19 protein-coding genes and 1 pseudogene are annotated in these 22,581 nt (G+C 71.5%); 2 read left to right on the top strand and 18 right to left on the bottom strand.

The features are described from left to right. The 18 genes and pseudogenes from KME66_RS29335 to pgsA form a co-directional block, all read right to left on the bottom strand. Positions 1-1,203, bottom strand: a complete 1,203-nt coding sequence (locus KME66_RS29335; RefSeq protein ID WP_216327770.1) for an MFS transporter — start codon at positions 1,201-1,203, stop codon at positions 1-3. Next, positions 1,200-1,652, bottom strand: a complete 453-nt coding sequence (locus KME66_RS29330) for a carboxymuconolactone decarboxylase family protein (RefSeq protein WP_253208503.1) — start codon at positions 1,650-1,652, stop codon at positions 1,200-1,202. The genes KME66_RS29335 and KME66_RS29330 overlap by 4 nt, the downstream gene beginning before the upstream one ends. A 158-nt stretch (positions 1,653-1,810) precedes the next feature. Further along, positions 1,811-4,093, bottom strand: a complete 2,283-nt coding sequence (locus tag KME66_RS29325; RefSeq protein ID WP_216327767.1) for a bifunctional (p)ppGpp synthetase/guanosine-3',5'-bis(diphosphate) 3'-pyrophosphohydrolase — start codon at positions 4,091-4,093, stop codon at positions 1,811-1,813. Between the two features lie 545 nt (positions 4,094-4,638). After that, positions 4,639-5,079 carry a hypothetical protein gene (locus KME66_RS29320; RefSeq protein WP_216327764.1) on the bottom strand — a complete coding sequence of 147 codons (441 nt, stop codon included), beginning with the start codon at positions 5,077-5,079 and terminating at the stop codon, positions 4,639-4,641. A gap of 307 nt (positions 5,080-5,386) precedes the next feature. Further along, the gene (locus KME66_RS29315) at positions 5,387-5,938 is read right to left on the bottom strand and encodes an adenine phosphoribosyltransferase (RefSeq protein ID WP_216327761.1); all 552 of its coding nucleotides are present in this window, start codon (positions 5,936-5,938) and stop codon (positions 5,387-5,389) included. Between the two features lie 3 nt (positions 5,939-5,941). Further along, positions 5,942-7,024, bottom strand: coding sequence for a protein translocase subunit SecF (gene secF / locus KME66_RS29310; RefSeq protein WP_073222420.1), 1,083 nt, complete (start codon positions 7,022-7,024; stop codon positions 5,942-5,944). Position 7,025: 1 nt separating this feature from the next. Continuing rightward, positions 7,026-8,816: a protein translocase subunit SecD gene (gene secD / locus KME66_RS29305; RefSeq protein ID WP_216327758.1), complete on the bottom strand. Its 1,791-nt coding sequence runs from the start codon at positions 8,814-8,816 to the stop codon at positions 7,026-7,028. Between the two features lie 150 nt (positions 8,817-8,966). After that, positions 8,967-9,458, bottom strand: coding sequence for a preprotein translocase subunit YajC (gene yajC, locus KME66_RS29300; RefSeq protein ID WP_073222415.1), 492 nt, complete (start codon positions 9,456-9,458; stop codon positions 8,967-8,969). 167 nt (positions 9,459-9,625) lie between these two features. Continuing rightward, complete coding sequence (gene ruvB / locus KME66_RS29295; RefSeq protein ID WP_216327753.1) at positions 9,626-10,711, bottom strand: Holliday junction branch migration DNA helicase RuvB; 1,086 nt, start codon at positions 10,709-10,711, stop codon at positions 9,626-9,628. 29 nt (positions 10,712-10,740) lie between these two features. Beyond that, complete coding sequence (gene ruvA / locus KME66_RS29290) at positions 10,741-11,367, bottom strand: Holliday junction branch migration protein RuvA (protein ID WP_216327750.1); 627 nt, start codon at positions 11,365-11,367, stop codon at positions 10,741-10,743. Between the two features lie 122 nt (positions 11,368-11,489). Then, a pseudogene (ruvC, locus tag KME66_RS29285) lies at positions 11,490-12,077 on the bottom strand (crossover junction endodeoxyribonuclease RuvC); the annotation flags it as partial. Positions 12,078-12,230: 153 nt separating this feature from the next. Next, on the bottom strand, positions 12,231-12,983 hold the full coding sequence (locus KME66_RS29280) for a YebC/PmpR family DNA-binding transcriptional regulator (RefSeq protein WP_073222405.1): 753 nt from the start codon (positions 12,981-12,983) through the stop codon (positions 12,231-12,233). Positions 12,984-13,044: 61 nt separating this feature from the next. Further along, positions 13,045-13,638: a pyridoxal 5'-phosphate synthase glutaminase subunit PdxT gene (gene pdxT, locus KME66_RS29275; RefSeq protein WP_073222403.1), complete on the bottom strand. Its 594-nt coding sequence runs from the start codon at positions 13,636-13,638 to the stop codon at positions 13,045-13,047. A gap of 6 nt (positions 13,639-13,644) precedes the next feature. Beyond that, entirely contained in the window at positions 13,645-14,565 is a 921-nt protein-coding gene (gene pdxS / locus KME66_RS29270) for a pyridoxal 5'-phosphate synthase lyase subunit PdxS (protein WP_073222401.1), read from the bottom strand. 134 nt (positions 14,566-14,699) lie between these two features. Next, positions 14,700-15,248 (bottom strand): hypothetical protein, encoded by a 549-nt coding sequence (locus KME66_RS29265; protein ID WP_030800034.1) that lies wholly within the window; start codon positions 15,246-15,248, stop codon positions 14,700-14,702. Positions 15,249-15,344: 96 nt separating this feature from the next. Next, positions 15,345-16,505 carry a glycosyltransferase family 4 protein gene (locus tag KME66_RS29260; protein WP_216327744.1) on the bottom strand — a complete coding sequence of 387 codons (1,161 nt, stop codon included), beginning with the start codon at positions 16,503-16,505 and terminating at the stop codon, positions 15,345-15,347. Further along, positions 16,502-17,413: a phosphatidylinositol mannoside acyltransferase gene (locus KME66_RS29255; RefSeq protein WP_073222396.1), complete on the bottom strand. Its 912-nt coding sequence runs from the start codon at positions 17,411-17,413 to the stop codon at positions 16,502-16,504. Before KME66_RS29255 ends, KME66_RS29260 begins: the two co-directional genes overlap by 4 nt. Next, positions 17,410-18,177 (bottom strand): phosphatidylinositol phosphate synthase, encoded by a 768-nt coding sequence (gene pgsA / locus KME66_RS29250; RefSeq protein ID WP_216327741.1) that lies wholly within the window; start codon positions 18,175-18,177, stop codon positions 17,410-17,412. Before pgsA ends, KME66_RS29255 begins: the two co-directional genes overlap by 4 nt. Positions 18,178-18,482: 305 nt before the next feature. On the opposite strand from pgsA, the gene KME66_RS29245 reads away from it, so the two are divergent. Together KME66_RS29245 and KME66_RS29240 are read left to right on the top strand one after the other, a co-directional pair. Beyond that, complete coding sequence (locus tag KME66_RS29245; RefSeq protein ID WP_216327738.1) at positions 18,483-20,708, top strand: elongation factor G-like protein EF-G2; 2,226 nt, start codon at positions 18,483-18,485, stop codon at positions 20,706-20,708. 200 nt (positions 20,709-20,908) lie between these two features. After that, complete coding sequence (locus tag KME66_RS29240; protein WP_073222389.1) at positions 20,909-22,579, top strand: hypothetical protein; 1,671 nt, start codon at positions 20,909-20,911, stop codon at positions 22,577-22,579. The last annotated feature ends 2 nt before the right edge of the window (positions 22,580-22,581 follow it).

Here is a 22,581-nt window from a genome sequence, read left to right as displayed (position 1 = left end):
TCACGGGGCGGGATGGTCCCGCGTGCGGCGGGCCGCGCCCGCGACGGACAGCGCCAGCACGGTCAGGGCGGCGCCGGTCCACAGCACGCTCGTGGTTCCGATGCCGTCGACGGCGAAGCCGCCGAGGAGCGCGCCCAGGGCGATGGACAGGTTGAACGCCGAGACGTACAGCGAGGTGGCCGCCTCGGTGGCGTCCGGCGCCGCGTCGAGGATCCAGGTCTGGAGGGTGACCGGCACCGCCCCGTAGCCCAGCCCCCACAGGACCAGGACCGCCCCGGCGGAGAAGGCACCGCTGCCCGCGAGCGCGAGGAGGACCATGGCCGTCGTGAGGACCGCCGAGATGCCCGTGACGCAGCGCCGGAGATGGCGGGTGACGAGGGCTCCGGCGATGAAGTTGCCGCAGATTCCGGCGACGCCGAACGTCAGCAGCAGCACGCTGATCGAACTCTCGGCCACTCCGTCGCCCTGGAGGACCGGCCGGACGAAGGTGTAGGCGAGGAAGTGGCCGGTGATGACCAGGAAGGTGAGGGCGATCCCCACCCGGACACCGGCGTTGCCCCGGAAGACCTGCGGCAGGGCCGGAAAGGTGACGGTCCGCCCGGCCGGGACCCCGGGCATGAGGAAGAGCATGCAGGCCAGGGAGACCAGCCCCAGGATGCCCACGGCGGCGAACGCGGTGCGCCATCCGCCGAGATCGCCGATGAGCGTTCCGCCGGGCACCCCCAGGACGGAGGCGGTCTCCACCCCGCCGAAGATCACGGCGGTGGCCCGGGCGACGTGCCTGGCGGGCACCAGCCGCAGGGCGATGCCGCCGGCGATGGACCAGAAGCCGCCGACACTGACACCGATCAGGAAGCGGGCGACGAGGACCACCGTGAAGCTGGTGGCGAAGGCGGAGGCCAGATTGGCCGCGCCCATCAGACCGATCAGGACCACCAGGACGATACGGCGGTCGATGTGCCCGGCCGCCACGGTGACCAGGGGTGCCGAGACCGCGGCGACCAGGCCGGGCACCGTCACCATGAGCCCGGCGGTGCCCTCGGAGATGTCGAGGGCCCGGCCGACGGGGGTGAGCAGGCCCACGGGGAGCAGCTCGGAGGTCATCAGGGAGAAGATCCCCAGGGTCACCGCCAGGACGGCGAGCCAGCCCCGGACGGGCGAGCGGACGGTGTCCGCGGCCGCCCCGGTCCCGACGGTGGTCACGGGGTACCGGGCGTCTTGCGGGTGGTGACGTTCATCCGGTTCCAGGCGTTGACGGTGAGGACGAGGGCGATGAGCTGGGCGAGTTCCTTCTCCTCGAAGTGCCGCGCGGCCGCCTCGTACACCGGGTCCGGCACTCCCCCGGGCAGCAGGGTGACGGCTTCGGTCAGGGCGAGAGCGGCCCGCTCCTTCCCGGTGTACAGGCTCGACTCCTCCCACGCGGAGAGCTGGTGCATCCGCTCCTCGGTCTCCCCGGCCCTGCGGGCGTCAGCGGTGTGGTAATCGATGCAGTAGGCGCAGCGGTTGAGCTGCGAGGCGCGGATCTGCACCAGTTCCAGCAGGACGGGGTCGAGCCCTTCGCGGGCGGCGGCGTCGAGGGCGAGGACGGCCTTGAAGACCTGGGGGGATACGGCGGCGAAGTTCATGCGCTCAGGCACCTGGAACGTGGTCATGGAAGGACCGTAGGCGCGGAAGCGACCTGCACCGGGGTGCATTCCCCGGGCGAAATCATGGGTCAATCGCCGGCAATCGGCACGCGGTGGCCGTAGGGGACGACAGGCCGTGGCGTGACCTCGGAGCGGTCACGCCACGGCATCGGTCCCGGGGGCGCTCAGGGCCTGCGGGCGGAGGTGACCCGGTAGACGTCGTAGACGCCCTCCACCCCGCGTACGGCCTTCAGGACGTGCCCCAGGTGCTTGGGGTCGCCCATCTCGAAGGTGAAGCGCGAGGTGGCCACCCGGTCGCGGGACGTCTGGACGGCCGCCGACAGGATGTTGACGTGCTGGTCGGAGAGGATCCGGGTGACGTCGGAGAGCAGCCGGGAACGGTCCAGCGCCTCGACCTGGATGGCGACCAGGAAGACCGAGGACTGGGTGGGCGCCCACTCGACGTCGAGGATCCGCTCGGGCTGCTGCGACAGCGACTCCACGTTGACGCAGTCCGCGCGGTGCACGGAGACGCCGCTGCCCCGGGTGACGAAGCCGATGATCGGGTCGCCGGGGACGGGCGTGCAGCAGCGGGCGAGCTTGACCCAGACGTCCTCGACGCCCTTGACGACGACGCCGGGGTCCGCGTTGGCGCGGCGCTTGCTGCGGCCGCCGTGCGAGGGCGGGGTGGACTCGGCGATGTCCTCGTTGGCCTCGTCGTGGCCGCCGAGGGCCTGCACCAGCTTCTGGACGACGCCCGCCGCCGCGACATGCCCCTCGCCGATCGCCGCGTACAGCGAGGAGATGTCGGGGTAGCGCATCTCGTGGGCGAGGGTGACCAGGGAGTCGCCGGTCAGGATGCGCTGGATCGGCAGGTTCTGCTTGCGCATGGCCCGCGCGATGGCGTCCTTGCCCTGCTCGATGGCCTCGTCGCGGCGCTCCTTGGAGAACCAGGCGCGGATCTTGTTGCGGGCGCGCGGCGACTTGACGAAGCCGAGCCAGTCCCGGGAGGGTCCGGCGCCGGCCGCCTTGGAGGTGAAGACCTCGACCAGGTCGCCGTTGTCGAGCGTCGATTCGAGCGGGACGAGCCGCCCGTTGACGCGTGCTCCTATGGTCCGGTGGCCGACCTCGGTGTGGACGGCGTACGCGAAGTCGACGGGGGTCGCGCCGGCCGGCAGCGCTATCACGTCGCCCTTCGGCGTGAAGACGAAGACCTCGTTGCGCGACAGGTCGAAGCGCAGGGACTCCAGGAACTCGCCGGGGTCCTCGGTCTCCTTCTGCCAGTCCAGGAGCTGCCGCAGCCACGCCATGTCGTTGACGGTGTCCTGGCCGCGGCCGGTGTTCTTGGGGACGTCGGTGCGGACCTTGGAGGCGCCCGCCACGGCCTCCTGCTTGTACTTCCAGTGGGCGGCGATGCCGTACTCGGCGCGGCGGTGCATGTCGAACGTACGGATCTGGAGCTCGACGGGCTTGCCGCTGGGGCCGATCACCGTGGTGTGCAGCGACTGGTACATGTTGAACTTGGGCATCGCGATGTAGTCCTTGAACCGCCCCGGGACCGGGTTCCACCGGGCGTGGACGGTGCCGAGCGCCGCGTAGCAGTCGCGGACGGTGTCGACGAGGACGCGGATGCCCACCAGGTCGTAGATCTCGGCGAAGTCGCGGCCCCGCACGATCATCTTCTGGTAGACGCTGTAGTAGTGCTTGGGGCGGCCGGTGACGGTGGCCTTGATGCGGGCGGCGCGCAGGTCGGCCTGGACCTCGTCGGTCACTATGGCCAGGTACTCGTCGCGCTTGGGGGCCCGCTCGGCGACGAGGCGGACGATCTCGTCGTACATCTTGGGGTAGAGGATCGCGAACGCGAGGTCCTCCAGCTCCCACTTGATGGTGTTCATGCCCAGCCGGTGCGCCAGCGGGGCGTAGATCTCCAGCGTCTCGCGGGCCTTCTTCTCCTGCTTCTCCCGCTTGAGATAGCGCATGGTGCGCATGTTGTGCAGGCGGTCCGCGAGCTTGATGACGAGGACCCGGGGGTCCTTGGCCATGGCGACGACCATCTTGCGCACGGTCTCGGCCTGGGCGGCCTCGCCGAACTTGACCTTGTCCAGCTTGGTGACGCCGTCGACGAGCAGGGCGACCTGGTCGCCGAAGTCCCGCTTGAGGGTGTCCAGACCGTACTCGGTGTCCTCGACGGTGTCGTGCAGCAGGCCGGCCATCAGGGTCGCCGGGTCCATGCCGAGCTCGGCGAGGATCGTGGTGACGGCCAGCGGGTGGGTGATGTAGGGGTCGCCGCTCTTGCGCTTCTGGCCCCGGTGCCAGCGCTCGGCGACCTGGTAGGCCTTCTCGATCTGGCGGAGCGTGGCCGTCTCGATCTTCGGGTCGTTGCCCCGGACCGTCCGCAGCAGCGGTTCCAGGACCGGGTTGTACGGGCTGGAGCGCTGTACGCCCAGCCGGGCGAGACGGGCCCGCACGCGGTTGGAGGAGCCGCCGGAGCGGGAGGCGGATCCGGCCGCGGCCCCGGCCTTCGCGGGGGGCCCGGGGGCCGGGGGCTTGGCGCGGCGGGGCCGGCTTCCTGGCCGGCGGCTGCGCGGGGCCCGTCGTCCCGGCCGGCTTCGGCGGGGCCTCGGGGCGGCGGGCTTCACCGGAGGAGTGGCGGCCTTCGCCGCCCGGGGCGCGCGGGATCGGCGGCCGGCTCGGCGGGCGCGGGCTCCGGCGCGTTCGAGGGCGCAGCCTTCTCGGGCGTGGCGGGGGCCGCCACGGGCTTGTCGGGCTGCGGGGCGGCGGCTGACTGGGCCTCGTCTGGCAAGAGCGCTCCTCGTGCGGATCCGGGGTACCCGGAGAGCCCATGGTATCGATCCCCCGGCGGGACCTCGTCCGGGGACGGGGGATGGGGGACGGGAAAGCGGGCACCGGAACAGATCCGGTGCCCGCCCTTGTATATCGTCCGCCGCACGACGTGCGGTCCCTGAGACAGCCGACTCGTCTTCGTCAGGTCACCGGGACGGCGGGTGGGGTCCTATCGCCATTCGAGGAGCGAGGCGCCCTTGATCTTGATCATCTTGTTCGCGGCCACGTTGCCCCACGGCACCTTGATGGCGCCCGTCTTGCCGCAGCCGGCGTTGTGCCACTTGTCCCGGCCCTTGCTGTCGAAGCCGAGAACCTGAATGCACGGCTTCCCGCGGGTGGCGCTCCACTGGTACACCGCCTTGTACCCCGGGCGTCCGAAGATGGAGCACTGGTCCTTGGCGGTGCTCCACTTGCCCGGAAGCCCGCCGGCCTTCTTCCACTTGCTGGGGCAGGACGCCGCGAGCCCGATCGTCGTTTCCGTGACCGTCGGCGCCGCGCTCTGAGGAGCCTTGGTCTGCGGAGCCGCGATCGCCGGGGCGGTCGCGCCCGACAGCGCCGCAGCGGACATGAGAGCCACGGCCCCCGTGGCGAGCTTGTGCGAGATCTTCATGAATCGTTCCCTCGGGTATAGCTAAACCCCCTTGCGGGGGTGGTCACCCCAGAGTCAACAACCCTCACTTTGTTCCCACCAGCAACATCCAAGCCAACCGAACGCACACTTGAGACAAAAGTGGACCACCTGCCTCCAAGGAGAGAAAGCAGCAGCTCAGCAGGGCGGAGAACACAGAAGAGGGCTGCGGGTCCATGACCCGCAGCCCTCTTCTTCCTCGCTACGTTGCGCCTGCTATGACTCACGCTCGGCGTCTTCAGGCAGTGGCCGGAGAACTGACGTCAGCCACTGTGATCACGGACGGTCGTCAGAGCGAGATCAGAGCCTCCAGTGGGGCGCCGGCGAGGCCCGGCTCCAGGCGGGCGCGGCCCGCGAGGAAGCCGAGCTCCATGAGGACCGCGACGCCCGCGACCTGGGCGCCTGCACGCCGGATGAGGTCCAGCGAGGCCTCGGCGGTGCCGCCGGTGGCGAGGACGTCGTCGATGACCATGACGCGGTCCTCGGCGTCGAGGTCCTCGGCGTGGATCTCGATCTCCGCGCTGCCGTACTCCAGCTCGTAGGTCTGGCTCAGCGTGGCTCCGGGGAGCTTTCCGGCCTTGCGGACCGGGACGAAGCCGATGCCCGCCCGGACCGCGACGGGCGCGGCCAGGATGAAGCCGCGTGCCTCCAGGCCGACGATCTTCGTGGCTCCGTGCCGTACGCACAGCTCCGCGAGGACGTCGGTGAGGGCCGTGAAGGCGACCGGGTCCGCGAGCAGCGGGGTGATGTCCTTGAACACCACGCCCGGCTTCGGATAGTCCGCGACATCGCGGATCCGGCTGAGCAGCAGCTCCCTGATGGATTCGGTGGTGCTCGTCATCGCTCAGCGCTTCCCGGGGGTGCGGTGCGACCGGGGGCGGCCGATCGCGGTGCCGGCGGTCTCGGCGTCGTCGCGCCGGTCCTCGGGGCCGTCGTCGGGGGAATCGCCCTTGGCGGCCGCGGCGGCCCGCTTGGCCAGGACCCGCTTCTTCAGCGCCTTCATCTGCGGGTCGCGTTCCTTGAGGTCGGCGACGAGCGGCGTGGCGATGAAGATCGAGGAGTAGGCGCCGGCGGCGAGACCGACGAACAGCGACAGCGAGATGTCGTTCAGCATGCCCGCGCCGAGGACGCCGCCGCCGATGAACAGCAGACCGGCCACCGGGAGCAGCGCCACCACGGTGGTGTTGATGGAGCGGACCAGGGTGCTGTTGATCGACCGGTTGGCGATCTCGCTGTACGTGTAGCGGGTCTGCTTGGTGATGTCCTTCTGGCCCTCCTTGAGGCTGTCGAAGACGACCACCGTGTCGTACAGGGAGTAACCGAGAATGGTCAGCAGACCGATCACCGTGCCCGGGGTGACCTCGAAGCCGACGAGGGCGTAGACGCCGACCGTGATGGTGATGTCGTGGATCAGCGCGATGAGGGCGGCGACGGCCATCCGCCACTCGAAGGCGATGGCCAGATAGATCACCACCAGGACCATGAACACCCCGAGGCCGGTCCACGCCTTGTTGGCGATCTGCTCACCCCAGCTGGGGCCGACCAGGTCCGCGTTGATGTCGTTGGCGGGGATGCCGAGCTCGTCGGAGAGGGTCTCCTTGATCTCGTTGGCCTTCGCGGTGTCGACCTCGGTGATCTGGATGCGCAGACCGCCGTTGCCGAGCTCCTGGACGATGGCCTGGTGCCCGGACGCCTCGGTCGCCACGTCCGTGGCCTGGGCGGTGGAGATCTGGGCCTTGGTGTCGGTCGTGAAGACCGCGCCGCCCTGGAACTCGATGCCCATGCGCAGGCCGCCGACCGCCACGCCGATGATGGCCGTGATGGTGATCAGGATCGAGACGCCGTACCAGATCTTGCGGTTGCGGATGAAGTCGTAGCCGACCTCGCCGCGGTAGAGCCGGGCGCCGAGATTGCCGAGTCGCGACATCTCACGCCTCCTTCGGTTCGGTGGGGGCGTTGACACGGCGCGAGCGGCGCAGCGGCGGCTGGGCGCCGAGCCGCTTCGGGTCCAGTCCGGACCACGGGCCGCCCTTGGAGAAGAACTTCGTCCGGCCCATGAGCGTCATCAGGGGCTTGGTGAAGAGGAACACCACGACGACGTCGAGCAGCGTGGTGAGGCCGAGCGTGAAGGCGAAGCCCTGCACCTTGCCGACGGTGACGATGAAGAGCACCGCGGCGGCCAGGAACGACACGAAGTCGGAGACCAGGATGGTGCGGCGGGCACGCGGCCAGGCGCGCTCGATGGCCGGTCGCAGCGTGCGTCCCTCGCGGATCTCGTCTCTCACGCGTTCGAAGTAGACGATGAAGGAGTCCGCCGTGATGCCGATGGCGACGATGGCGCCGCAGACCGCCGGGAGGTTCAGCGCGAAGCCGATGGCCGGGCCCAGCAAGGACATGATCGTGTACGTCAGGATGCCGGAGACCAGCAGGCTCAGCAGCGCGATGAACGCGAGGCCCCGGTAGTAGACGACCAGGTAGATGATGACCAGCGCCAGACCGATCGCACCGGCGATCAGGCCCGCCTGGAGCTGCTCGCCGCCGAGCGCGGCGGTCACCGTGGTGACACTGACCTCCTTGAAGGTCAGCGGCAGGGCGCCGTAGGAGAGGATGTTGCCGAGGTCCTCGGCCGACTGCTGGTCGAAGCTGCCCGAGATCTGGGCGTTCTTGCTGAGCGCCTGACTCACCGAGGGAGCGGAGACGACCTCGCCGTCCAGGACGATACCGAACTGGTTCATCGGCGGCTGCTGCTGGGCGAGCCGGCCGGTGATCGTCTGGAACTTCTTGGCGCCGGCGGAGGTGAACTCCATCGACACGATCCACTGACCGGTGCGCTGGTCGATGGCGGCCTTGGCCTCGTCGACGTCCTTGCCGGAGACCTCGGCGGGGCCGAGGATGTACTTCTCGTAGCTGCCCGGAACGTTCGAGCCGCAGGCGACGATCGAGTCGGTGGGCTTGGCGTCCTTGCCGGCCTCGGTCCGCTGCTTGGGGTCGGTGCAGTCGAGCTTGGCGAACTCCTCCTGGAGCTTGGCCGTGGCCGGGTCCGCGGAGGGCGACGCCTCGGGGGACTCCGACGCCTTCGGCTCATCGGAGGCGCTGGGGGTCGGGTCGTCCTTCTTCAGGCCGCCGGTGACCGCGCGGCCCTGGGTGGTGGCGCTCGCCGAGGGGGTGGCCTCCGAGCCGGTGGCCTCCTCGCCCTGGGGCTTGTCCTCGCCCGTCGCCCCGTCCTCGCCCTGGGCGGACTCACCGGGCTTCGGCGTGGCGGAGGCGGAGGGGGTGGCGGAGTCGGAGGGCTCCGGCGTCCCGGGGCCGCTCGCCTGCACCGTCAGCACCGGCCGGAAGTAGAGCTGGGCGGTGGTGCCGACCTGCTCCTGGGCCTGCTTGGAGTTCGTCCCCTTGGGGATGTTGACGATGATGTTGCGGTCGCCCTGGGTCTGGACCTCGGCCTCGGAGACGCCCAGACCGTTGACCCGCCGCTCGATGATGCCGACCGCGGTGTTCATGTTGGTCTTGTTGATCGCGTCCGGCTTGCCGGGCTGGTTCTGCGCTTCCAGCGTGATCGACGTGCCGCCGGCCAGGTCGATGCCCAGCCGGGGTGTGGTGTGCCCGGACAGGAACATCCCGCCGGCGAGCGCGACCATGACGATGAGGATCAGCGCCAGGGAACGCCCCGGCCTGCCCTGACCGCTGGACGGCCCTCGGCCCTTCTTGGGTGCTGCCACCTTCTCGTTTCTCCCTGTCCAACCGCCCCGCGCCGGGTACGCGCCCGAGCGGCCACGAAGTGTAGTGGGGACCCTGCCCCCGCAGACGACCGCACGGTCCCGGGGACGCCCCGCGCCGGTGGGCGCGCGACGTCCCCGGGATCGTGTGAACTACTTGGAGTCGGCGTCGCCGTCGGTCTTGCCCTCGCCCTTGGCGTCCTTGGTGTCCTTGACGTCCTTGGCCGCCGCGTCCTCGGTGCCTGCGTCGTCGGCCGCGTCGTCCTTGCCCAGGTCGATCTTGGCGACCTCGGCGTCGGCGTCACCGGTCAGCGAGGAGGCGTCGTCGGGCACGACGGTGCCGTCCGCGTCCAGCTCCGGGTCGTCGCCGTGCACGATGCGGTTGTACTCCGCGTCGTCCAGGACGGCGCCGATGGCGTTCTTCGCGTAGACGGCGTGCACGCCGGGGGCGACTTCGAGGAGCACGGTGTCGTCGTGGACTTCCTTCACGGTCGCGTACATGCCCCCGATCGTGCGGACGCCGGTACCGGGCTGCATGTCGTTGCGCATCTGGGCCGCCGCCGCCTGCTTCTTCTTGGCGGAGCGGGTCATCAGGAACATGGCCCCGATGAGCACGATGAAGGGGAGGAGAGTGATGAGATCCACGGGACGGGAATTCCTTCGCACGACCGCGACTGGAATGCGGCCTCTATATACGGGGGTGGGTACACCGACCGGTTAGGGCGGCATCGGCGGAGTCTAGATGAGTCCGCATCGATGGAACAACGCCCAGCATGGCACCCGGGTTCCTGTCCGCGCGAACCTGTGAGGGATCACGCCCCGAACAGGCCCTGTTGTCCCTTTGCTCCGTGCTGCGGCGGGACGAGTCCCAGATGGGCCCAGGCAGCGGGGGTGGCGACCCGGCCGCGCGGGGTCCTGGCCAGCAGTCCTTCCCGTACGAGGAAGGGCTCGGCGACCTCCTCGACGGTCTCGCGCTCCTCCCCCACGGCGACCGCGAGGGTGGACAGTCCCACGGGGCCGCCGCCGAACAGCTTCAGCAGGGCGCCGAGGACGGCGCGGTCCAGCCGATCGAGTCCGCGGGCGTCAACCTCGTACACCTTCAGGGCCGCCGCGGCGATCTCCCGGTCGATCGCTCCCTCCGCCTTGACCTGGGCGTAGTCGCGGACGCGGCGCAGCAGCCGGTTGGCGATACGGGGGGTGCCCCGGGAGCGTCCGGCGATCTCGGCGGCGCCTTCCACGTCGATACCGACGTCCAGCAGGCGGGCGGAGCGGTGGACGACGCGCTCCAGCTCGGCGGGGGCGTAGAACTCCATGTGCCCGGTGAAGCCGAAGCGGTCGCGCAGCGGGGGCGGCAGCAGTCCGGCCCGGGTGGTGGCGCCGACCAGGGTGAAGGGGGGCAGCTCCAGCGGGATCGCGGTGGCGCCGGGGCCCTTGCCGACGATGACGTCGACCCGGAAGTCCTCCATCGCCATGTAGAGCATCTCCTCGGCGGGCCGGGACATGCGGTGGATCTCGTCGAGGAAGAGGACCTCGCCCTCCTGGAGGGAGGAGAGGATCGCCGCGAGGTCGCCGGCGTGCTGGATGGCGGGGCCCGAGGTGATGCGGATCGGGGCGTTCATCTCGGCGGCGATGATCATCGAGAGGGTGGTCTTGCCGAGTCCGGGGGCGCCGGAGAGCAGCACGTGGTCGGCGGTGGCGCCGCGGGCGCGGGCCGCCTTGAGGACCAGGTCGAGCTGCTCGCGGACCTTCTCCTGCCCGACGAACTCCTCCAGGTCCTTGGGGCGCAGCGCCGCCTCGACCGCGGTGTCCTCGCCGTCGGCGTCCGCGTCGACCAGCCGGTCGTCGAAGACCGGGCCGGTCGCCTGGTCGGTCTCGGGTCCGGTCTCGTCCCAGTTCATCAAGGGCCTCTTCGGTGGTTCGGTGCCGGTCAGCGTGCGCGGTTGAGAGTCTGCAGGGCGGCCCGCAGCAGCTGGGGAACGTGGGGCGTGGTGCCTTCGGCGACGGCGGCCTCGGCCTGCGGGGCGACGGCGTCGACGGCTTCGTCGGCCTCGCGGGTCGCGTAGCCGAGGCCGATCAGGGCGGCCTGGAGCTGGTCGCGCCAGCCGGCGGTGTGGGGGGTGCCGACGCCCTGCTGGCGGATGTGCGCGCCGGCCGGTTCGCCCAGCCGGTCCTTGAGCTCCAGCAGCAGCTTCTGGGCGCCCTTCTTCCCGATGCCGGAGACGGCGGTCAGGGCCTTCTCGTCACCGGTGGAGACCGCGAGGCGGAGGGCGTCGGGGCTGTGGGTGGCGAGCATCGCCTGGGCGAGCCGGGGTCCGACTCCGCTGGCGGTCTGGAGCAGCTCGAACACCTGCCGCTCGTCGTCGTCCCGGAAGCCGTACAGCGTGAGGGAGTCCTCCCGGACGACGAGGGAGGTGGCGAGCCGGGCCTCCTTGCCGACGCGCAGGTCGGCGAGGGTGTGGGGGGTGCACTGGAGGGCCATGCCGATGCCGCCGACCTCGATGACGGCCGTGGTCGGGGCGAGGGCGGCCACCGGGCCGGAGACGAAGGCGATCATGCGGTGCGGCCTTTCAGCGGGCGGGGCGTGCCGGGGGTACGGGGGGTGCCGGTCGCGCCTGTCGTACGGGGGGTTCCGGTCGCGCCTGGGGTGGTGTCGGGTGAGCCGGGCCCGGATGTCCGGGGCGTGCGGGAGACACCCGGCGTGCGCGGGGCGCCGGGTGTGCGGGAGGCGCCCGGGGCCCCGGGTGAGCCGGACGTGCGGTGGGCCGCCACCGCCTGCTGGAGCCGGTTCTGCGCGGGCGCCCGCCAGATGTGGCAGATAGCGAGGGCCAGGGCGTCGGCGGCGTCGGCGGGCCTGGGCGGGGCGTCCAGCCGGAGCAGGCGGGTCACCATGGCGCCGATCTGCGCCTTGTCAGCGCGGCCCGATCCGGTGACGGCGGCCTTGACCTCGCTGGGCGTGTGCAGGGCGACCGGGATGCCCCGGCGGGCGGCGCAGAGCATGGCGACGGCGCTGGCCTGGGCGGTGCCCATCACCGTACGGACGTTGTGCTGGGCGAAGACCCGCTCCACCGCCACGTAACCGGGGGCGTACTCGTCGAGCCAGGCTTCGATGCCCCGCTCCACGGCGACGAGCCGGTCGCCCAGCTCCGCGTCGGAGGGGGTGCGCACGACGCCGACGCCGAGCATGGTCAGCGGGCGGCCCGCGACTCCCTCGACCACGCCGACACCGCACCGGGTCAGTCCCGGGTCGACACCCAGAACCCGCATGAAGCCCCCCCTGTCCTCGCCGCTCACGACGCCCACTCGTTCACCTGTTCCCGCAGGCTATCGGCTCGCACTGACAAAGCCGCGCAACCACATGACGACGGGCCGACGGGGTGTCCCCGTCGGCCCGTCGTACCGTGCTGCGCCGGCCGCGCCTCAGGCGTCGACCTTCTCCATGACCTCGTCGGACACGTCGAAGTTGGCGAAGACGTTCTGCACGTCGTCGCTGTCCTCCAGCGCGTCGATGAGTTTGAAGATCTTGCGGGCGCCCTCTTCGTCCAGCTCGACCTGCATGGTCGGCAGGAAGTTGGCCTCGGCGGAGTCGTAGTCGATGCCCGCCTCCTGGAGGGCGGTGCGCACCGCGACCATGTCGGTGGCCTCGCTGACCACCTCGAAGGTCTCACCGAGGTCGTTGACCTCCTCGGCGCCCGCGTCGAGGACCGCGCCGAGGACGTCGTCCTCGGTCAGCTCGCCCTTGGGCAGGATCACGACGCCCTTGCGGTTGAACAGGTACGAGACGGAGCCCGGGTCGGCCATCGAACCGCCGTTGCGGGTCATCGCGACCCGTACGTCGGACGCGGCACGGTTGCGGTTGTCGGTGAGGCACTCGATGAGCACCGCGACGCCGTTGGGGCCGTAACCCTCGTACATGATCGTCTCGTAGTCGGTGCCGCCCGCCTCGAGACCGCCGCCGCGCTTGACGGCGGACTCGATGTTCTTGTTCGGGACGGAGCTCTTCTTCGCCTTCTGGATGGCGTCGACGAGCGTGGGGTTGCCATCGGGGTCGACGCCGCCGGAGCGGGCCGCGACCTCGATGTTCTTGATCAGCTTCGCGAAGAGCTTGCCGCGCTTGGCGTCGATCACGGCCTTCTTGTGCTTCGTCGTAGCCCATTTAGAGTGGCCGGACATCTGCCTTCTCCTTCGCGTCACCAAAATCGAGTCGAACCCGAGAGATCCTACCGGGGTCCGCTCACTTCACTGCGCGCACCATGTCCACGAACAGAGCGTGCACGCGGTGATCGCCGGTCAGTTCGGGATGGAACGACGTGGCGAGGGCGTTTCCCTGGCGTACGGCCACGATGTGGCCGCCGTGCTCGGCGACGATCTCGGCCCCGGCGCCGACGGACTCCACCCAGGGGGCGCGGATGAACACGCCCTCCACGGGGCCGCCGCCGATCCCGGCGACCTCGACCGCGGCCTCGAAGGACTCGTTCTGCCGGCCGAAGGCGTTGCGCCGCACGATCATGTCGATGCCGCCGACGGTCTCCTGGCCCGAGCGCGGGTCCAGGATCTTCTCGGCCAGCATGATCATGCCCGCGCAGGTGCCGTAGACCGGCATCCCGGCCGCCACCCGCTCGCGCAGCGGCTCCATCACGCCGAAGAGGACCGCCAGTTTGGACATGGTGGTGGACTCGCCGCCGGGGATGACCAGGCCGTCGACCTCCGCCAGCTCCTCGGGGCGCCGGACCGGCCTGGCCAGGGCGTCCGCCGAGGCCAGGGCGATCAGGTGCTCCCGTACGTCGCCCTGGAGCGCCAGGACGCCGATCACAGGGGTGTCACTCATCAGTGGTTACCAGCCGCGGTTGGCGTAGCGCTCGGACTCGGGCAGGGTGTCGCAGTTGATGCCGACCATGGCCTCGCCCAGGTTGCGGGAGGCGTCCGCGACGACCTTCGGGTCGTCGTAGAAGGTGGTGGCCTTCACGATGGCGGCGGCGCGCTTTGCCGGGTCGCCGGACTTGAAGATGCCGGAGCCGACGAAGACGCCCTCGGCGCCGAGCTGGCGCATCAGCGCGGCGTCGGCCGGAGTGGCGACGCCGCCGGCGGAGAACAGGACCACGGGCAGCTTGCCGAGCTCGGCGACCTCCTTGACCAGCTCGTAGGGGGCGCGGAGGTCCTTGGCGGCGGCGTACAGCTCGTTGTTGTCGAAGCCGCGCAGACGCGCGATCTCGTTCTTGATCTGGCGCAGGTGGCGGACGGCCTCGACGACGTTGCCGGTGCCGGCCTCGCCCTTCGAGCGGATCATGGCCGCGCCCTCGGCGATGCGGCGCAGGGCCTCGCCCAGGTTGGTGGCGCCGCAGACGAAGGGGGTGGTGAAGGCGAACTTGTCGCTGTGGTTGATCTCGTCGGCCGGGGTGAGGACCTCGGACTCGTCGATGTAGTCGACGCCGAGGGACTGGAGGACCTGGGCCTCGACGAAGTGGCCGATGCGGGACTTGGCCATGACCGGGATGGAGACGGCCCCGATGATCTCCTCGATCATGTTGGGGTCGGACATCCGGGCCACACCGCCGTCCTTGCGGATGTCGGCGGGGACCCGCTCCAGGGCCATGACGGCCACGGCGCCCGCGTCCTCGGCGATCTTCGCCTGCTCGGCGTCGACGACGTCCATGATCACGCCGCCCTTGAGCTGCTCGGCCATGCCGCGCTTGACGCGGGCGGTGCCGGTGGCGGGGGACTCGGCGGACTGCGGGGTGCTGGGAAGCGTGGACACGGGACCTCACTCGGTGAAAGACGCTGGATGCTGCATCGCCGAGCAAACGCTGTGGGAGCAGGCCACAGCAAGGGCCAATGACCAGGCCGTGGATCGTTTTGGCCTGGGATCTCCTCCCCCGGCCGCTCCCCGGCTCAGGTGCCGGGCCGGTCCGCGAGGGCCACCGGCGGGGCGTCGTCCATCTCGAAGGCGAGCGGGAACGGGGCGTGCCCGGCCAGCCGGAGGAGCCGGACGGTGCGGTGCCGGCGCAGGGCGCGGGCGGCGCGCACGGCGTCGTTGTGGAAGCGGCGGGCCATGGGTACGCGGCGTACGGCGGCGGCCAGTTCGGTGGCCGCGTCCTCGCCGCCGGGGATCTCCTTCACCGCGTCGACCTGGGCCGGTTCGCCGAAGACGGCGCGCAGGGCGGTGCTGAGTTCGCTCTCGGCGACCTCGCGGTGGTCCTCCTCGGCCTGCCGGGCGGCGTGCGCGGCCTCGTACAGGACGATCGAGGCGGCCGGGTCCAGGACACCGGAGGTGGCCAGCTCCTGGGTGACCGAGGCGCGCCGCAGCAGTTGGGCGTCGAGGGCGGCGCGGGCGGCGTCGATCCGGGAGTGCAGGCGGTCGAGCCGGCCGGCGGTCCAGCTGAGGTACACGCCGATCGCGATGAGCGCGACGACGATCCAGACGATGAGGGTTACGGTCACGGGCCCACACGCTACCGTCGCGCGGGGCCCGCTTCACCAAAGGCCCCGGGGCCGCGTACCGGAGCCCGGTCCGTGCCGCCGCGGGCCGCGGGGCGGTCAGTCCCGTGCGAGGCCGAACCGGGCCCGCAGTCCGGAGCGTTCGTCGGCGGCGACGGACGCGGCCCCGTCGGTCACCGTCTCGTACACCGCGAGGATGTCGGCCCCCACGGTCGCCCAGTCGAAGCGCCGAACATGGGCCTCGCCGCGCTCGCGCAGCCCCTTCCGGCGTTCCGGGTCGCCCAGCAGCCGGATCGCGGCGTCGGCCAGCGCGTCGGCGTCCTCGTTGGCGAACAGGTCGCCCGCCGTGCCGTGGTCCAGCACCTGCGCGAAGGCGTCCAGGTCGCTCGCGAGGACCGGAGCCCCGGCCGACAGCGCCTCGACCAGGATGATCCCGAAGCTCTCGCCGCCGGTGTTCGGGGCCACGTAGACGTCGACGCTGCGCAGCAGCCGGGCCTTGTCCTCGTCGCTGACCATGCCGAGGAACTCGACGCGCCCACGCAGTTCCTCCGGCAGCGTGGCCACCGCCTCCTCCTCGTCGCCGCGCCCGGCGACCAGGAGCCGCGCCCCGGGGCGGGCCGCGAGGATCGCGGGCAGCGCCTTCATCAGGACGGGCAGGCCCTTGCGGGGTTCGTCGATGCGGCCGATGAAGCCGAGCGTCTGGCCCTGCCACTCGGCCTTCGGCTCGGCCTCGGCGAAGAAGCCGACGTCGACGCCGTTGGGGATGACGACGGCGTCCCCGCCCAGGTGCTCGACCAGGGTGCGCCGGGCGTACTCGCTGACCGCGATCCGGGCGCTGATCTTCTCCAGCGCGGGCTGGAGGATCGGATACGCCGCGATCATCGCCCGGGAGCGCGGGTTGGAGGTGTGGAAGGTGGCCACGATCGGCCCCTGCGCCGCCCAGCAGGCCAGCAGGCCCAGCGAGGGGGAGGTCGGCTCGTGGATGTGGATCACGTCGAACGTGCCGTCGTGCAGCCAGCGCCGCACGCGGGCCGCCGACAGGAAGCCGAAGTTCAGCCGGGCGACGGAGCCGTTGTACGGGACCGGGACGGCCCGGCCCGCCGAGACCACGTACGGCGGGAGCGGGGTCTCGTCGTCGGCGGGGGCCAGCACGGAGACCTCGTGGCCGAGCCGGATCAGGTGTTCGGCGAGGTCCCGGATGTGGAACTGCACGCCGCCCGGTACGTCCCAGGAGTACGGGCAGACGATGCCGATCTTCACGTGGGTTCCTTCCGGGGATCCAGGTCGTCCAGCCAGAGGCGCTGGAGCATGTGCCAGTCCTCCGGGTGCTCGGCGATCCCGCCGGCGAAGGCGTCGGCCAGTGCCTGCGTCATCGCGGAGGTCTTCTCGGTACGGGTGCCCTCCCCGGGCACCTCGACCGCCGGGTGGACACGGGCGCCCATGACCGGCGTGCCGTCGTACCAGAGGGTGACCGGCAGCAGCAGCGCTCCCGTCTGCTGGGCGAGCAGCGCCGGGCCCGCGGGCATCCGGGCGGTGGCGCCGAAGAACGACACCTCGACGCCGGAGGCGGACAGGTCCCGGTCCGCGACCAGGCAGACCAGGCCGCCCGCGCGCAGCCGCCGGGCCAGGGTCCCGAAGGCGGCCCCGCCGCTGTGCGGCAGGACCTCCATGCCGAGACCCTCGCGGTAGGCGACGAACCGGTCGTAGAGGGTGGCGGGCTCCAGCCGTTCGGCGACGGTGGTGAAGGGGACCTTGAGGTCGGTGGTGACCCAGGCGCCCGCGAGGTCCCAGTTGCCCAGGTGGGGCAGGGCGAGGATCACGCCGTTCCCGGCGTCCAGGCCCTCCGTCAGCAGGTGGGCGTCCTTGACGTCGATGCTCGCCCTGATCCGCTCCGGGCTCCAGGTCGGCAGCCGGAACGACTCCATCCAGTAGCGCATGTAGGAGCGCATCCCGGCCCGCGAGAGCTCGGCCAGCCGCGCCGGGCCGGCGTCGGGGACGACCCGCGCGAGGTTGGACTCCAAGCGCAGCACGCTCTTGCCGCGCCGCTTCCACGCCTGGTCGGCGATGGTCCGGAAGAGGCGGGCGGCGGCGGGCTCGGGCAGCGTCTTGACCGCGCTCCAGCCCAGTCCGTACAGCCCGTCGGTGAGCCGGCCCTTGAGCGTGCTCACCGGTCCGCCTCGCTCCCCCGCCCGGCGGAGCCCGCGGCATCCGAGGCGGCCGGTCCCGCGGCGGCCGGTCCCGAAGCGGCCGGTCCCGAAGCGGCCGGTCCCGAAGCGGCCGGTCCCGCGGCAGCCGCCTCGGCGGCGTCCGCCTCCGCCGATTCGCGGCGTACGGTCACCACCCGCTGGATCAGCGTGACGAGGCTGCCGGCCGCGACGATCCACAGCGCGATCGGGAGCAGGACGTCGATGCCGGGGACACCGAACGCGTGCAGCCCGGCGAGACCGGCGGCGACCAGCGAGATCACCAGGCGCTCGGCGCGCTCCACGAGGCCGTTGACCGCGACCGGCAGCCCGATCGACTCGCCGCGCGCCTTCGTGTAGGAGACCACCTGGCCGCTGGCCAGGCAGAAGATCGCGACGGCGCAGAGGACGGTGTCGTCCCCGCTGCCCGCGTACCAGAGGGCGAAGCCCGCGAAGATCGCCCCGTCGGCGACCCGGTCCAGCGTCGAGTCGAGGAACGCGCCCCACCGGCTGGAGATCCCGGCCTGCCGCGCCATGTTGCCGTCGACGAGGTCGGAGAAGACGAAGATCGTGATGACGATGGTGCCCCAGAAGAACTCCCCCATCGGGAAAAAGACCAGCGCACCTGCCATCACTCCGGCCGTGCCGATGAGAGTGACCGCGTCGGGGCTGACCCCGAGGCGGAGCAGCAGAGCGGCGAACGGTGTGAGGACACGCGTGAAGAATGCACGCGCGTACTTGTTCAGCATGGCCTTCCCGAGGGTTCGGTTCGCCGGGCGGCCCCTTCGGCCACCGGCTGGCCCATCGTAGTCACGGCCGGCCCCTTCCACCGGACGGGCACCCGCCGCCGGGTGTCAGCCGGGCCGGGCCCGGAGCGCGGTCCACGGGGGCGGCCGCCCGCGCGCGACCTGTGGACGGGGCCGCGCCCCGGTGCCACGCTCGAAGGACCGCGGGTGTCGCCGAGACCGCCGCGGCGGCCTCCCCACCCCCGTGACCACCGCTGCTTGGCGCGCGGTCGCCCCCGCACCGCGCCATCGACCGGGAGGCACGCACCATGGGCGACAAGGCACACGCACACCCCGGAGCCGCCGGAGGAGCACCGGCGGCCGGCCATCCCTCCGCCGTACGGAACGTGGTGCTGGTCGGCCCCAGCGGATCGGGCAAGACCACCCTGGTCGAGGCGCTGGCCCTGACGGCCGGAGCCGTGAACCGGGCCGGCCGGGTCGAGGACGGGGCGACCGTCTCCGACTACGACGAGATCGAGCGGCGCCGACGGCGTTCCGTGCAGCTCTCGCTGGTCCCGGTGGCCTGGGACGGCTGCAAGGTCAATCTGCTGGACACCCCCGGCTACGCGGACTTCGTCGGGGAACTGCGGGCCGGTCTGCGTGCGGCGGACGCGGCCCTCTTCGTCGTCTCGGCCGCCCAGGAGGCCCAGTCCGTGGCGGCGACCACCCGGGCCGCCTGGGAGGAGTGCGCACGCGTCGGCATGCCGCGCGCGATCGTCGTCACGCACCTGGACACCGCCCGCACCTCCTTCGAGGACATGACCCGGATCTGCGCCGAGAACTTCGGCGGCGACGACCCCGACGCCGTACTGCCGCTGTACCTGCCGGTGCTGGGTCCCGAGGCGGCCGACGGGCACGCCCCGCTGACCGGGCTCACCGGACTGCTCAGCCGGCGGATCCTCGACCACTCCTCGGGGGAGCGCACCGAGCTGCCGCCCGCGCCCGGGCAGGAGGAGCCGCTGCGGGCGGCCCGGAACCGGCTGATCGAGGGGATCATCGCCGAGAGCGAGGACGAGTCGCTCATGGACCGCTACCTCGCCGGCGAGGACATCGACGTCGCGACCCTGATCGCCGATCTGGAACGGGCCGTCGCCCGGGGCGCCTTCCACCCCGTCCTCACCGCGGCCCCGGCGGCCGATGGCGCCCGCCAGGGCATCGGCACCGTCGAGCTGCTGGAGCTGATCACCCGCGGCTTCCCGACCCCGCTGGAGCGCACCCCGCCCGTCGTCACCACCCCGTCGGGCAAGCCCCGGCCCGCGCCGGTCTGCGACCCCGGCGCACCGCTGGTCGCCGAGGTCGTCAAGACCTCCTCCGACCCGTACGTGGGCCGTGTCTCGCTGGTCCGCGTCTTCTCCGGCACCCTGCGCCCCGACGACTCCGTGCACCTGTGCGGCCACGGCCTGGACGCCACGGGGCACGCCCCGCGCCCCTGCCACGAGGGGGAGATCCGCGTCGGGGCGCTCACCTCGCCGTTCGGCCGACGGCAGAGCGCGCTGGACCGGTGCGTCGCGGGGGATCTGGCGTGCGTGGCCCGGCTCGGCGAGGCGGAGACCGGCGACACGCTCTCCCCGGCCGGTGACCCGGTCCTGATCGAGCCCTGGTCGACGCCCGACCCGTTGCTGCCGCTGGCCGTGCGGGCGCACGGCAAGGCGGACGAGGACAAGCTGTCGCAGGGTCTGGCCCGGCTGGTCGCCGAGGACCCCACACTGCGCCTCGAACAGAATGCGGACACCGGCCAGGTGGTCCTGTGGTGCCTGGGCGAGGCCCACCAGGAGGTGGCCCTGGACCGGCTGCGCAGCCGTTACGGCGTCCAGGTCGACGCGGAGCCGTACCGGGTGGCGCTGCGCGAGACGTTCGCCGGGCGGGCCACCGGGCGCGGGCGGCACGTCAAACAGTCCGGCGGACACGGCCAGTTCGCGATCTGCGAGATCGAGGTGGAGCCGCTGCCGCCGGGCTCCGGCGTCGAGTTCGCCGACCGGGTCGTCGGCGGTGCGGTGCCGCGCCAGTTCATCCCCTCGGTGGAGAAGGGCATCCGGGCCCAGGCCGCCAGGGGGCTGTCCGCCGGGCACCCGCTGGTCGACGTACGGGTCACGCTGCTGGACGGGAAGGCGCACTCGGTGGACTCCTCGGACGCCGCGTTCCAGACCGCCGGGGCGCTGGCGCTGCGCGAGGCCGCGGCCTCGTCCCGCATCCAGCTGCTGGAGCCGGTCTGCGAGATGAGCGTCCTGGTCCCCGACGACTACGTGGGCCCGGTGATGAGCGACCTGTCGGGGCGGCGGGGCCGGGTCGTGGGCACCGAGCAGAGTGCGGGCGGTCGCACCCTCGTACGGGCGGAGGTGCCGGAGATCGAGGTCGGCCGGTACGCGGTGGACCTGCGTTCCCTGTCGCACGGCACCGGTCGCTTCGACCGTTCGTACGCCCGGCACGAGGCGATGCCGCCCCAGATCGCCGACCGGGTCCGCGCGGAGCCGGCGAACGGGTCACCGGGCACGTGAGCGGCGGCCCGGCAGGCGGCCCGCGGGCGGTTTCCCCCGGCGCGTGACCGGCGCACTGTCGCACACGCGGTCCTGTTCGCGCCGGTGACCGGCGGTGGTGTGATCCGGACGATACGCTGTGGTCGCAGCTCAGAAGGTATGCCTCGTACGGTAGTTGGGCACACCGCAGGAGCAGACGTGCGGCGAGTGGGGGCGACAAGGTGGCCAACGACGGATTCGACTTCTCACCCGGGGCCCAGATCCCGATCCAGGGCGCGGGCAGTCAGTCCGTGGCGACCAACGCCCTGGCCTCGGCGGCCTACCGGGACAGTCCGGTGGAGGCGATCCTCGACGCCAACAGCGAGTGGCACAAGTCGGAAGTGAAGTCGGGCTCCTCCAAACTCTTCAAGTCCGACTACTTCAAGCCGAATCTCGGTGAGGCGTTCGCCCGAGCCGTCCAGGAGCGCATGCTCGGCGGAGCCCGCAAGGCGCTCATCCAGTCCTTCGGCACCGACCCGCAGACCGTGGTGGAGCACTGCCTGTCGGCGAACAACCTGCGCAAGGCCCGCGACACCCGTCTCACCCTGGTGACCGTGGTGTTCGGTGTGCTGTTCCTGCCCGGCATGCTGGCCTGGGTGCTCGCCTTCCGGATCCGGGACGCGCTCAACAAGTCCAAGGACTCGGCGTTCAAGGCCGTCGGCACGGTGCTGCTGGCCGCCTTCGGGGTCGGCGCGCTGGTCCTGGTGGTGAAACTGCCGCTGGACGGCTTCTGGGCGCTCTACTTCCGGGGCGCGGTCATCGCGCCGGTGATCGGCTGGGTGCTGGCCAAACGGATCGCGGAGACCTCGGCCAAGGACCTGCGGGCGCGCTGGGAGGGCCTTCTCTCCGGCACCGGAGTGATCGCGAAGATCCCCGAGGCCGTGCCGAAGAACCCCAACGAGACCGCGCGTGAGGCCCTGCGCCAGGGTCTGGAGAAGCTGTCGGCCGAGCAGCAGTCGAACGCCGTCTTCTACGCCGGTCCCAAGGGCGTCCTCGGCATGGGCACCCGCTGGGGCAGCTGGCAGCTGGCGGAGGAGCTGGTCCCCGAGGACCCGACGAAGGAGATCCACCAGTTCCGCAGCTGGGACCTGATCCGGATCATCCACGACCAGCTGAAGATGCTGGAGCGCGGGCCGCTGAACACCGGAGGCTTCCCCAAACCGTCCGTGAAGCACTGGATCGTCTCGCCCATCGGGGAGAACGCCGACGCCGTCACCCGCCCCGAGGGCGAGGACGTCGCCACCTTCCAGGTGAAGCCCCACGAGATACAGCGGATCTGCAACCACCAGCAGTTCGGCAGCGGCGACCGGCACTACCTGGGCGTGCAGTTCACCCTGTGGGACGGTCAGCTGGTGATCACCATGATGATCACCGTCACCGTGCTCCACGAGACGCTGCGCATCGAGGTCACCGGCCATGCGCTCGGCCCGGTGCACGGCCTGTTCCTCACCAAGCCGGCGGCGAAGACGAAGACGGTCAACAAGACCGTGCGGTTCTGGGAGACCCGGGACGTCCAACTGGCGCTGGTGGACGCCAAGGAGGTCGTCCGGCTGGCGCTGCGCGCGCCCCTCACCTGGTATCCGCCGCTGCTGGACTACCTGGGCGGGAAGATCGTGCTGCCCGAGCCGTTCGGACTGCGGCACGCGTGGGCGGCCAAGCCCTGGAACCACCGCTTCATGGCGGACGACGCGATGCGCGCCGCCACCCCGGTGCTGCGGGCGGTCCACTCGGCGGCGATGCGGGTGCTCGCGGAGAACGGCGTCGACACGGAGCGCTTCGACAGCCGCTCGATGGTCCTGAGCGGCCTCGTCCAGGACCCGGCCCCGCGCAAGGCCGACGTCTACGACGCCTGACC

It is taken from the genome of Streptomyces sp. YPW6 (genome assembly GCF_018866325.1).
GTDB lineage: Bacteria > Actinomycetota > Actinomycetes > Streptomycetales > Streptomycetaceae > Streptomyces.
The sequence above is the reverse complement of the archived record's forward strand: the minus strand, read 5'-3'. Positions and strand labels throughout refer to the sequence as shown.

What these genes read in the sequence shown, in the direction of transcription:
- KME66_RS29330 (WP_253208503.1), bottom strand. Translation starts at nt 1,652, where the DNA reads ATGACCACGTTCCAGGTGCCTGAGCGCATGAACTTCGCCGCCGTATCC.
- KME66_RS29280 (WP_073222405.1), bottom strand. Translation starts at nt 12,983, where the DNA reads ATGTCCGGCCACTCTAAATGGGCTACGACGAAGCACAAGAAGGCCGTG.
- secF (WP_073222420.1), bottom strand. Translation starts at nt 7,024, where the DNA reads ATGTCGCGACTCGGCAATCTCGGCGCCCGGCTCTACCGCGGCGAGGTC.
- pdxT (WP_073222403.1), bottom strand. Translation starts at nt 13,638, where the DNA reads ATGAGTGACACCCCTGTGATCGGCGTCCTGGCGCTCCAGGGCGACGTA.
- ruvB (WP_216327753.1), bottom strand. Translation starts at nt 10,711, where the DNA reads ATGAACTGGGACGAGACCGGACCCGAGACCGACCAGGCGACCGGCCCG.
- KME66_RS29315 (WP_216327761.1), bottom strand. Translation starts at nt 5,938, where the DNA reads ATGACGAGCACCACCGAATCCATCAGGGAGCTGCTGCTCAGCCGGATC.
- ruvA (WP_216327750.1), bottom strand. Translation starts at nt 11,367, where the DNA reads ATGATCGCCTTCGTCTCCGGCCCGGTGGCCGCCCTCGCCCCGACCACG.
- KME66_RS29245 (WP_216327738.1), top strand. Translation starts at nt 18,483, where the DNA reads ATGGGCGACAAGGCACACGCACACCCCGGAGCCGCCGGAGGAGCACCG.
- pgsA (WP_216327741.1), bottom strand. Translation starts at nt 18,177, where the DNA reads ATGCTGAACAAGTACGCGCGTGCATTCTTCACGCGTGTCCTCACACCG.
- KME66_RS29320 (WP_216327764.1), bottom strand. Translation starts at nt 5,079, where the DNA reads ATGAAGATCTCGCACAAGCTCGCCACGGGGGCCGTGGCTCTCATGTCC.